The following is a 9,562-nucleotide window of genomic DNA, read 5'->3' on the forward strand; positions in this document are numbered from 1 at the left end:
CGGCCTGGTAGCTCAGTTGGTAGAGCAGCGGACTGAAAATCCGCGTGTCGGTGGTTCGATTCCGCCCCAGGCCACCACCATTCCACGCCCAACCCTCTCCGGTTGGGCGTTTTCGTTTCTACCTTCCGCGACGCCACGCGGGGCTGCGGGCCGATCTGCGTGTGCCACGCCGCGGTGCCATGAGGCTCGGGGGCCGTCCGGTTGGACTCTCTTTCGCTCTCCGTTCTCTCAAAACCCGCGCCAACTTCTTCGCGGAAGCACACGCAGACGGCCTTGTGCGTCAACGCGTTGCACGTGCGTCACGGCGATCGGTTGTCCATCGCGCTTGGACGACTGGTCCTGTTCTGCAACGCGCTTAGCCAGCCCCAAATCAACCCTTCGGGGGGAACGGGTCGTCCCCGTAGCTGTTGCGCTCGCGGATCTGCCCGTCACGCCGCTGGATGATCAGCTCGCTTCGCTGGTTGATTGCAATGTTGCGTGCGCGTTCGATCGCCTCTTGCTGCGTGTCGTGGACGGAGGTGATGCGGTCATTGCCTTGGCCGCGCACGCCCCACTGCTTCCCGCCGTTGACAGGTACTACCCATTGGTTTTTGCCGCTCATTTCAAGCACTCCACAGTTTGAGATGGTTGAGAAGGGATAAGCTCTTGGATCTGCGCGAGCCTTGGCGCAATGACCGTCTTGATCACGTCATGAGAGTTCCTCCCCTACCTTCGATGTCGTGAGAGATTGACTCCGCGCTTGTTGGTCTGCGCATGGCACCCAGTACAAGCCCGCACGCCGCTGCGTGACCACGAGGGCACGGTAGGCGAACAGCGCCCCCTCGGCCTCGACCTTGCCCCGGTCGCGCGCCTTGACCTTGAACACGTCGATGGGCTTGGCGCTGTCCAGCCCCGCACGCCGCATGACCTGCTCGGCCGTGCGCGGGTCGCCTTTGAACGACCACAGGGCCTTGAACACCGCGGCCTGCGCGTCGGTCAGCCGGATCGGGCCGTGTGGCCAGTCGGTCAAGGTCACCCAGCGGAAATCCCCCGAGAACGGCCCATGCACGGGCGCTGCTGGATCCAGGGGCTGCGGGGCTGGCGACTCCCCCGGCAGGCCGATGAACGCGATGCCGCCACCGTAGAGGTTGAAGCGATCTTCCAGCGCCCACCACTGCACGCCCGGCCCGAAGGGCGCGCCGCGCGTCTCGCGGGGCTTGGGCGTGATCACCCGAACGTCACCACCGGCCACGCGCACCCGCTGCAGCAGCGCCGGCTCGCGCCACAGACGAACGATGTCGCGTGCCAGCACCACCGGCGATCGGCGGGAGTCCCCCAGCCGCCACACGCCGTCGCCAAGGTCGTCGATGCCGTCTCGGCTGTCGATCGCAAGGGCCAGGCGCAGCTTCTGGCGTAGCCAGTCCTCGTTCAGCCGCAGCGCGGTGCCGTCCTGCGGTGAAACCGGCACCGGCCCGCAGTCCGGGCAGCGGCACAAGCGACCGCCGCGCCCGTCGCCGAACACCGGTGCCCGATGCAGCGCGCAATGCGGGCACAGCACACAGGATTGATCGGTCACCGCCGCCTGGATCGCGCGGCCCAGGTGCGGCAGCAGCGCCACCTCGCCCGGCGACAAGGTGGCTCGCAGCACCGGCGTGCCAGCGGCGAACAGCCGGCAGAGCAACTGCCAGCCCTCGTGCGCCGACATCTCACGCTTCCTCGGGCGTCGTCGCCCCCACCGGGCCCGCGGACAAGGGCGCCTCCTGCGCGCTCAGGGTCTGGCCGGGGCGCAGGATGCCGATGCGCACCAGGTAGCGCTCCAGCTGCGCTTGCAGCCTGGGATCGAACTGGTGCAGGTTGAGCCGCCCGCGGCTGGTGACCTCGATGGGCACCACGCGGGCGCGGGTGCGTCCCGGCTCTGGCGGGTAGTACAGGTTGATCTGGGCGGCCAGCACCGTCCAGCGGCCTTCCAGCGGCGCGGGCAGTTGCTCGCGTAGCAGCTCGTGCACCGAGCGGTGGCGGCTGGCCTGCATGGCGGTGCACTCGATCTTGAGTTCGCCGTCCGGGCTCAGCAGCGCCAGCGACTTCAGCTGCACCAGCGAGAAGCCGTCCTCGAACACTTCGGGTACGTCGAAGCCCGTGCGCAGCGCCGACAGATCCAGCGCCGGGGCCTTGATGCGCTCGGGCGTGGCCTGCACCCCGAGCACATGCTCGGCGAAGGCCTGCACCAGCATCTGCTGTACCTTGTGCCCGCCGCGCACGAGGGTGCGCACCACGCCCGTGGCCTCGGCGTACTCCAGCACCATGTGGATGTTGGGATTGCCCACGCGCTGCTTCAACACCACGCCCTCGAACTCCAGCCGCAGCATGGCCAAGTCCTTGACGTGCACCGTCAGCAGGTGGATGCCGGGGCTCCGGGTCACCAGATAGGCCACACACCCCTCGCCGCACTGCCGCTCGCGCTGGTAATAGGCCGAAATCGCCTGGCGCAAGCCGGCCAGGGCCGCGTCCGTCTCGATGGGTCGGCACCGCACCCCCAGGTCGAACTGCTGCGCCTGGGCGCTGTGGTGCGCCCAGAAATCGAGATCGCTGGCGCGCTCGAACAGCGCCCGGTGCCGCACGTACAGCCAAAACGACCGATGCAGGTCGCTCTGACAAAAGGTGAGTCCCGTCAACACCGCCGGATCGGCCAGCGCGGCCTCGAACATCGCCTGGCTGCCCGCGGCATCGCCGAGTGCGACGCTGGCCATCAGCTCGGCCGTCAGCCGGTCACGCGCTGCCGTGTCGCCCCAGGCCTTGATGGCTTCGATCACGTCCCGATTGGGTGGCCCGTCCGCCTGCGGCTCGGGCGCAGGCGGCACCGCCAGCCCGTGGCTGGCGAGGAACTGGTGCAGGGTCTCGTCCGGCGGCAGCGCCAGCAGCACGTCGACATAGGTCTTCTTCATCGCGTCTCGGTCCTTTCCCTGAGGTGGCGTCGGAGGTCTGCGGACCGAGGGTTCGGCGCGCGGGCCGGCGACAGCTGACTGAACTCGAATCACACAAAAGTAAGGCAGCGTGATACAGCGCGATTGTGTCCCTGCCTGGCCTGCTTGTCAAACTGCATGGCACATCTGGCGGCCTTTGGTATCACAGGGCTATACTGTCCGACCGCATTCCAACACTTCCCGTGATTCGAGACAGGACATCGCCATGGCTTCCACATTCGGATCTCGCCTGCGGCGATTTCGCGAGGCGAAGAAACTGACCTTGCAGCAGGTGGCCGACGCGGTCGGCTGTACCAAGGCCTACATCTGGGAACTGGAGATGAAAGAGGGGCAGCGCCCCTCGGCCGAGCGCGTGCAGGCGCTGGCCAAGGTGCTGGGCGTGACCATGGAGGACATCATGGGCGAGCCCCTGCCCGCAGCGCCCGAGGCCAGCCCCGAGGATGTGGCCTTCTTCCGGGCCTACGCCGGCATGCGCGAGGACGAGAAGGCCCGCGTGCGCCAGGCCTTGAAGCTCATCTTCCCGGACAAGGACCTGCCGGAGCCCAAGGGATGACTTCGGCGCAGCCGCTCACCGGGTCGATTGCCGCCAGCAAGCTGCATCACTGGCTTCGGGCCTGGTACCAAGGGCCGGTGCCGGAGGCGGTCGATCTCGAGGTCGTGCGGCAGATGCTGCCCGCCACCCCCTTCGGGGTAGGGGTGCGCGAAATCCGCCCGCCGGTGCCGTTCGACGACGCGGCCTTCGAAGGGATGCTGGCGCGCGATCCCACCGACCCCGCCGTCTGGGGCATCGCCTACAACGGCAGCGTCAGCCCCGAGCGCCAGCGCTTCACCATCGCGCACGAGCTCGGGCATTTCGTGCTGCACCGCGACCGGCAGCCGCGCTTTGGCTGCGACAAGGAGAGCGTCTACTCGAGTCACGAAACCATGCGCCAGATCGAGCGCGAGGCCGACGACTTCGCCGCCAACTTGCTGATGCCCGGCGACCTGCTGCGACGATGGACGGCGAACCGGCGCATCGATCTGCACGTGCTCAGCGCGATTGCCCAGCGCTTCCAAGTCTCGTTCGAGGCGCTGTGCATCCGCTTCATCAAGTACACCGGCGAGCGCGCGATCCTGCTCTACTGGGACAACGGCTTTGCGAAGTACGAGTGGCGCAGCAGCAGTGCCGTGAAGACCCGGGCGCGCATCCGCCGTACCGACGATCCGCAAGAGCCCCTGCCCGGCACGCTCGCCGCCGACGCGAGCGTCGTGCAGGCATGGGAGGGGGTGGAGATGTCCGCCGCGATCTGGTGTCCGGAGGAGGCACCCTACATGAAGCTGCGCGAGTTCAAGCACAGCTACGGCGCGAAGGATCGGGTATTGACCCTGCTGCTGCTGGAGAGCGCCGAGCCGCGGGGGTGGGATCGGGAGTGGCGAGAGGATCTGTGATGAGACGATGGAAATACGGGTGTGGTGCATCGCGAAGAGCGCGTCGCAGGTGCTGTCGCTGTTCGCGCGGTCGAGCCTGTGAATGGTGCGCCGGCGGCCGATGATCGTGGTCTGATCTGCCCCATGCCAGAGCAGGACCTACCGGCTGCGCTTGTTCCGGCTGGGCGCTTTGCGGGTGGGACGATGGGGCGTTTGTGCCTGACCGATCGAATCGCCTGGTCCTGACGGACACGCATCCCGCACGGCGGCGTGCAGCACGCGCCATCGAGATTCATCCATCGGCACCAGCCCGAAGTAACGCAACATGAATGCGCCTTCGGTGGCCAAGAAGGCCAGCCAGGCTTGCCGCTGTTCGGGATCGTCGAGACTCAAGCCCGCCAGCCGCTCCTGATACCACGCCCGGGTGCTGTCCAGGTCCTGCGGCGATTGCAGCAACGCAGCCAACAAGCCCGCCGCCTTGGCGCTGGACATTTCGTCCGAGCAAAAAGTGGCCTCCACATGCGCCCGCACCTTGGCCAGCGGCGTCGGGTCGTGATCCACCAGCGCTTGATAACGTGCCTCGTAAGCCTGTCCAAAGCGCTCGAACAGCGCGTCGATCAAAGCGGCCTTGGTGCCAAAGCACGATTGCACACCGCCCTTGCTGATACCCGCCGCCTGCGCCACGGCCTCGATGGTGAGGCCTGCCGCACCCTGCGTGCGCACGATGGCCTCGGCCAAGTCCAGCACTGCGTCACGGTCGATGGATTTCGGGCGTCCCATAGGGCGATTTTAAATAAATACGTTTGTATTTAAAATGTGCCCATGACCCCTGAATCGACACTCGCCACTCCTGCCCCGCAACCGACTCGCCCACAACGCTGGACCGTGCTGGGCATCGTCTCGACGGCGCTGTTGCTGATCGTGATCGACATGACGGTCCTCTACACCGCGCTGCCGCGCCTGACGCACGACCTGCAAGCGTCCGGCGCCGAGAAATTATGGATCGTCAACGCGTACTCCCTGACCATGGCCGGACTGCTGTTGGGGGCGGGCACCCTGGGCGACCGCTGGGGCCACAAGCGGCTGTTTCTCGGCGGCTTGGTGGTGTTCGCGCTGGCTTCGCTCGCCGCCGCATTCGCGCCGACGGCGACAGTCTTGATCGGCGCCCGGGTGGCCCTTGCCGTGGGCGCCGCCATGATGATGCCGGCCACGCTGGCCATCATCCGCCATACCTTCGAGCGCGATGACGAGCGCAGCTTGGCGATTGGCATCTGGGCCGCGGTGGCCAGTGGCGGCGCCGCGTTGGGTCCCGTGCTCGGCGGGGTGTTGCTGTCGTCCTTCTGGTGGGGATCGGTCTTTCTCATCAACGTCCCGATCGCCGCGCTCGCGCTGTTGCTGGGCGCGTGGCTAGTGCCCTCGCGTCCCGGCGATGCCACTCGGCGCTGGGACGCGATCGGCTCACTGCAAGCCCTGGTGGCGCCGGTGGCCTTGGCCTGGGCGATCAAGCATCTCGGCACACGCGATGCGTCCTGGACCGGCACCTTGGCCGCCGCCCTGATCGCCGCCGTCGCGGGGCTGATGTTCGTCCGCCGGCAGCGGCGAAGCGTCGCGCCACTGCTCGATCTGGCCTTGTTCCGGCGGCCCCTGTTCGTGACCGGAGTGGCGGTGGCGGTCGTCGCATCGATCGCGCTCGTGGGCATCGAGCTCGTGTTCGCGCAGCGCTTGCAGCTCGTGCTCGGCATGACGCCGCTGCACGCCGCTTACTGGATGCTGCCTTTGGCCATCGGCGCATTCGCCGCGGGTCCGCTGACAGGCTGGACCATCCGCCATGTCGGCGCGCTGCCCATGATGGCTGGCGCCCTGTTCGTCACCGCCGCCGGTGTGGCTGCGGTCTGGATGACGCTCGATCGGCACACGGAACTGCTGCTGAGCCTCGTCGTCTTGGGATTGGGCTTTGGCGGAGCGATGACTTCGGCCTCGCACACCATCATCGAGCAGGCGCCGCCCCATCGTGCCGGCATGGCCGCTTCTCTGGAGGAGGTCTCGTATGAACTCGGTGGGGCCTTGGGGGTGGCGGTGCTGGGCACCGTGGTGGCCGCGCTGTACACGCGTCATTGGCAATGGCCGACGGGGCTGCCCAGGATCGACGCGGCCCGCTCGGGCATGGACGAAGCGCTGCGCATGGCGGAGCGCTTGCCCCCGGAGCAAGCCGAACGACTCATTCACGCCGCTCGTCAGGCATTCGATGCCGGCGTGGCGGGCGTCATGGGGCTGGCCGTCGCCGGTCTGCTGCTCGCTTTCATCGCGGTAGCGGCACTGGCTTGGCAGCAACGCCGGCGCCCCTGCCCTCACACGCACGCAGGAGAAGACTCGTGCCAAGCCTGAATGCCCTCGCTTCCGGGCGCAGCCCACAAGCCACGGGCACGCGTCGGTTTTTGGCGGTCGCCAGCCTCGGCGTGTTGGGTGTCACGGGCCTGCTGCTCTCCCCATCCCCGGCGGCGGTGCTGGCTGCCGCGCCTGCGTTGGCGGCCCTGCCGGCCTGGGTGCAACGCGCAGTGCTGGCGCTCAACCCACTGTTGCTGGTGTTGGCCGCCGCCGCGCTCGGTGCGGTCTGCGCCCATCGGGTCGGGCTGGGCAGCTTGGTGGCGGGCACGGACACACGCCTCTCAAAGCCGCAAACGTGGCTGCAAGCCCTGGGCTGGGGGCTCGCAGTGGGCGTGGCGGTGGGGGCGCTCGATCGGCTCTGGACGCCTTGGCTGGGCGAGGCCTGGCAAGCCTGGGTGCAGACGCCTGCCGTCGCGCCCCGCGCAACGACGCTGGCGCAGGGCCTGCTCTATGGAGGACTTGCCGAGGAGGTCATCGCCCGCTGGGGTTTGATGAGCGCCTTGGCCTGGACCCTGCTGCGGCTCATGGGGCCGCAGCGCCGCGGATGGGCGATCGGGCTTGCCATCGGTCTGTCGGCCCTGGCATTCGGAGCCGCTCACCTGCCGGCACTGGCGGCCCAGGTCGAGCTGAATGCGGCGCTGGTCGCACGCACTTTGGTGCTCAATGGCGTGGGCGGCGTGGTGATCGGCTGGCTGTTCTGGCGCCACCATCTGGAAGCGGCCATGGCCGCGCACGCGGCGTCACACCTGGGCTTGTGGGCGGTGCAAGTCGGGCTCGGGGTGCTCGTGATGGCTTGAAGCGGTTTTTGTTGTTAGACACTTCTCGCATGTCGAGAACCCATTCGCAATGGATCGGCCATGCCCTGTGGGCCAATGTGCTCAACCCCAAGCTGTCGATCTTCTTCCACGCCTTTTTGCCGCAGTTCGTCGACACTACGTCGAGCCAACCGGCCGCCGCGATGATCCGGCTATCGCTCGTGTTCATGGCGCTGACATTCGCGGTGTTTGCACTCTACGGCGTCTTTGTCGCGCAGATGCGCGACCGGGTGTTGCAACGCCCCGCCGTGCTGCGCTGGCTGCGGCGCAGTTTCGCGGCCGCGTTCGTGCTGCTGGGCGCGCGACTGGCCTGGACACGACGATGACGCAAACCCCATCGACATCGGCAGTGCACCTGCCACGCCTCTGGAGCTCCTCATGGACCTGCACCTGACCCCTGCCGTTCGCGTGCTGCGCCGCTCGCAGCGCCTGTGTTTGCCCGAAATCGCCGCCGTCGCCGGCCCGCTGTGCGCCGAGTTGGAGACCCACGCCCAAGCCAGCAGCCTTGCGATCGGCGGCCCGCCCATCTTCACCGCCCAAGGCTTGCCGAACGATGCCGAAACCCCGTTCGACTGGGCGGCCTGCCTGCCGGTCGCGGATGCCCAAGGCACGCCGACGGACGAGCCCCACGTGCCCAGCGGCCAGACCGAACTGACCGTCCTGCCGCCGCTGTCGTGCGCCCGCACCGAGTACGTGGGGCCCCTGGCCGAACTGTTCACCCACGGCTACCAACCGCTGCTGCGTGCCATCGCCGAAGCCGGCTTGCGCACCAGCGGCGAGAGCCGCGAGGTCTATCACGTCTGGCGCGGGCCTGAAGCGCCAGACAACCGCATCGAAATCCAGATCGGCATCGCAGCATGATGGAACGCACGCCCCACGAACCCCCTTTGCATCTGCGGCGCTTCGTCGCCGAGGACTTTGCCACTTACCGACACTGGTATGCCGATGCGCTGCTCGACCAGCATCTGGGCCCGATGGACGACGAGTGGCTGGCCCATGTGCTGACCGACACCGAAGGCGAGCAATGGGCGGCGCTGGCAGGCGAGGCGTTGGTGGCCGTGGTGGGCCTGAGCCTGGACCCGGAGCATGAGGCCTGGGTGATCAGCGATCTGGCCGTCGATCCGGCCCGCCGCGGCCAGGGCTGGGGCCGCAAGGCCCTGCTAGGCTTGCTGGCCCTGCCGGCCATGCAGCAGCGCCCGAACTGGCGCGCCTATGTGGCCGATGACAACCCCGGCGCCCAAGCCTTTTTCGACGCCCTGGGCTGGCAGCGGCTGCTAGCGCCCAGCGCCGATGATCCCTTCTGGACCTTCGGGTGGCGTAGGCCCCAGTGAACCACACCACGGGGCCGGGGTGTTTCAGGCGCTTTGCGTCAAGGCGCCTTGTCGGCCAGATACTGCCCCGGCGTCATGCCAAAGGCACGCCGGAACAACGCGATGAAGGCGCTGGGGTTCTCGTAGCCGAGGTCCCAGGCGGTGACGGCGACCGGCTTGCCTTCGGCCAGCCATTGCAAGGCCCGCATCAGGCGCACACGTTGCCGCCAGGCGGTGAAGCTCAAGCCCGTCTCTGCCACGAAATGGCGCGACACCGAACGCGGCGACAGCCCCGCCCGCCGGGCCCACTCGGGCAGCGATCGCCCATTGGCTGGGTGGTCGCACAGCGCTTGGGCGATGCGCCGCAGCCGCCGTTCCGAAGGCATGGGCAGCTCCCAAGCCACTGGCGCCAGCGCCGCGAGTTCATCGAACATCACCGCCTCCAGGCGTTGCCGGCGCGCATCTGGCCCTGTCGCTGGCCAAGCGGCCAGACGCGCCATCCCCTCGCGCAGCAAGGCCGAAGGGCAGACGACGCACGGCGCCGGCGGCAGCGCCGCGCAGGCCGCAGGCACGACGTACAGACTCCAGCCCGCAAACGGGCCGTGGGACGTAAGCTCCCCCGTCAAGTAGACACGGTAAAAGTAGAGTTTCCGGCGGCTTGTTGACGGTACTCGGCCGGTGTGAG

At 67.9% G+C, this 9,562-nt stretch carries 12 protein-coding genes and 1 tRNA gene; 8 read left to right on the forward strand and 5 right to left on the reverse strand.

Annotated elements, in window-relative coordinates:
* Position 1 precedes the first annotated feature (1 nt).
* Positions 2-77: transfer RNA gene (locus Q0319_RS14770), tRNA-Phe, on the forward strand.
* 293 nt (positions 78-370) lie between these two features.
* Here Q0319_RS14770 and Q0319_RS14775 read toward each other — a convergent pair.
* The 3 genes from Q0319_RS14775 to Q0319_RS14785 all read right to left on the reverse strand — a co-directional run bounded on the left by Q0319_RS14775 (position 371) and on the right by Q0319_RS14785 (position 2,921).
* Complete coding sequence (locus Q0319_RS14775; protein WP_299453842.1) at positions 371-601, reverse strand: DUF2188 domain-containing protein; 231 nt, start codon at positions 599-601, stop codon at positions 371-373.
* An 87-nt stretch (positions 602-688) separates the two neighbouring features.
* Positions 689-1,684, reverse strand: a complete 996-nt coding sequence (locus Q0319_RS14780; protein ID WP_299453845.1) for a hypothetical protein — start codon at positions 1,682-1,684, stop codon at positions 689-691.
* 1 nt (position 1,685) lies between these two features.
* The gene (locus Q0319_RS14785; protein ID WP_028769798.1) at positions 1,686-2,921 is read right to left on the reverse strand and encodes a hypothetical protein; all 1,236 of its coding nucleotides are present in this window, start codon (positions 2,919-2,921) and stop codon (positions 1,686-1,688) included.
* Between the two features lie 244 nt (positions 2,922-3,165).
* Here Q0319_RS14785 and Q0319_RS14790 point away from each other — a divergent pair, with 244 nt between their 5' ends.
* Both Q0319_RS14790 and Q0319_RS14795 read left to right on the forward strand, forming a co-directional pair.
* Complete coding sequence (locus Q0319_RS14790; protein WP_017365788.1) at positions 3,166-3,513, forward strand: helix-turn-helix transcriptional regulator; 348 nt, start codon at positions 3,166-3,168, stop codon at positions 3,511-3,513.
* The gene (locus Q0319_RS14795) at positions 3,510-4,388 is read left to right on the forward strand and encodes an ImmA/IrrE family metallo-endopeptidase (protein WP_299453864.1); all 879 of its coding nucleotides are present in this window, start codon (positions 3,510-3,512) and stop codon (positions 4,386-4,388) included. Before Q0319_RS14790 ends, Q0319_RS14795 begins: the two co-directional genes overlap by 4 nt.
* 138 nt (positions 4,389-4,526) lie before the next feature.
* Here Q0319_RS14795 and Q0319_RS14800 read toward each other — a convergent pair whose 3' ends face one another.
* Positions 4,527-5,147: a TetR/AcrR family transcriptional regulator gene (locus Q0319_RS14800; protein ID WP_051282525.1), complete on the reverse strand. Its 621-nt coding sequence runs from the start codon at positions 5,145-5,147 to the stop codon at positions 4,527-4,529.
* A 42-nt stretch (positions 5,148-5,189) separates the two neighbouring features.
* On the opposite strand from Q0319_RS14800, the gene Q0319_RS14805 reads away from it, so the two are divergent.
* From Q0319_RS14805 to Q0319_RS14825, 5 genes are read left to right on the forward strand one after another with little or no spacing between them, the layout of a single operon-like run.
* Positions 5,190-6,752, forward strand: a complete 1,563-nt coding sequence (locus tag Q0319_RS14805) for an MFS transporter (RefSeq protein WP_299453871.1) — start codon at positions 5,190-5,192, stop codon at positions 6,750-6,752.
* Positions 6,740-7,549, forward strand: coding sequence for a CPBP family glutamic-type intramembrane protease (locus Q0319_RS14810; protein ID WP_299453874.1), 810 nt, complete (start codon positions 6,740-6,742; stop codon positions 7,547-7,549). Before Q0319_RS14805 ends, Q0319_RS14810 begins: the two co-directional genes overlap by 13 nt.
* A 29-nt stretch (positions 7,550-7,578) precedes the next feature.
* The gene (locus Q0319_RS14815; RefSeq protein ID WP_299453877.1) at positions 7,579-7,893 is read left to right on the forward strand and encodes a LysE family transporter; all 315 of its coding nucleotides are present in this window, start codon (positions 7,579-7,581) and stop codon (positions 7,891-7,893) included.
* Between the two features lie 52 nt (positions 7,894-7,945).
* Positions 7,946-8,428: a hypothetical protein gene (locus tag Q0319_RS14820; protein WP_299453880.1), complete on the forward strand. Its 483-nt coding sequence runs from the start codon at positions 7,946-7,948 to the stop codon at positions 8,426-8,428.
* Positions 8,425-8,898, forward strand: coding sequence for a GNAT family N-acetyltransferase (locus tag Q0319_RS14825; RefSeq protein WP_299453883.1), 474 nt, complete (start codon positions 8,425-8,427; stop codon positions 8,896-8,898). Before Q0319_RS14820 ends, Q0319_RS14825 begins: the two co-directional genes overlap by 4 nt.
* Before the next feature lie 38 nt (positions 8,899-8,936).
* Here the strand turns inward: Q0319_RS14825 and Q0319_RS14830 are convergent.
* The coding region (locus Q0319_RS14830; RefSeq protein ID WP_299453886.1) for an AraC family transcriptional regulator at positions 8,937-9,562 on the reverse strand (626 nt) is incomplete at its 5' end.

It is taken from the genome of uncultured Pigmentiphaga sp. (genome assembly GCF_937950555.1).
Lineage (GTDB): Bacteria > Pseudomonadota > Gammaproteobacteria > Burkholderiales > Burkholderiaceae_B > Pigmentiphaga.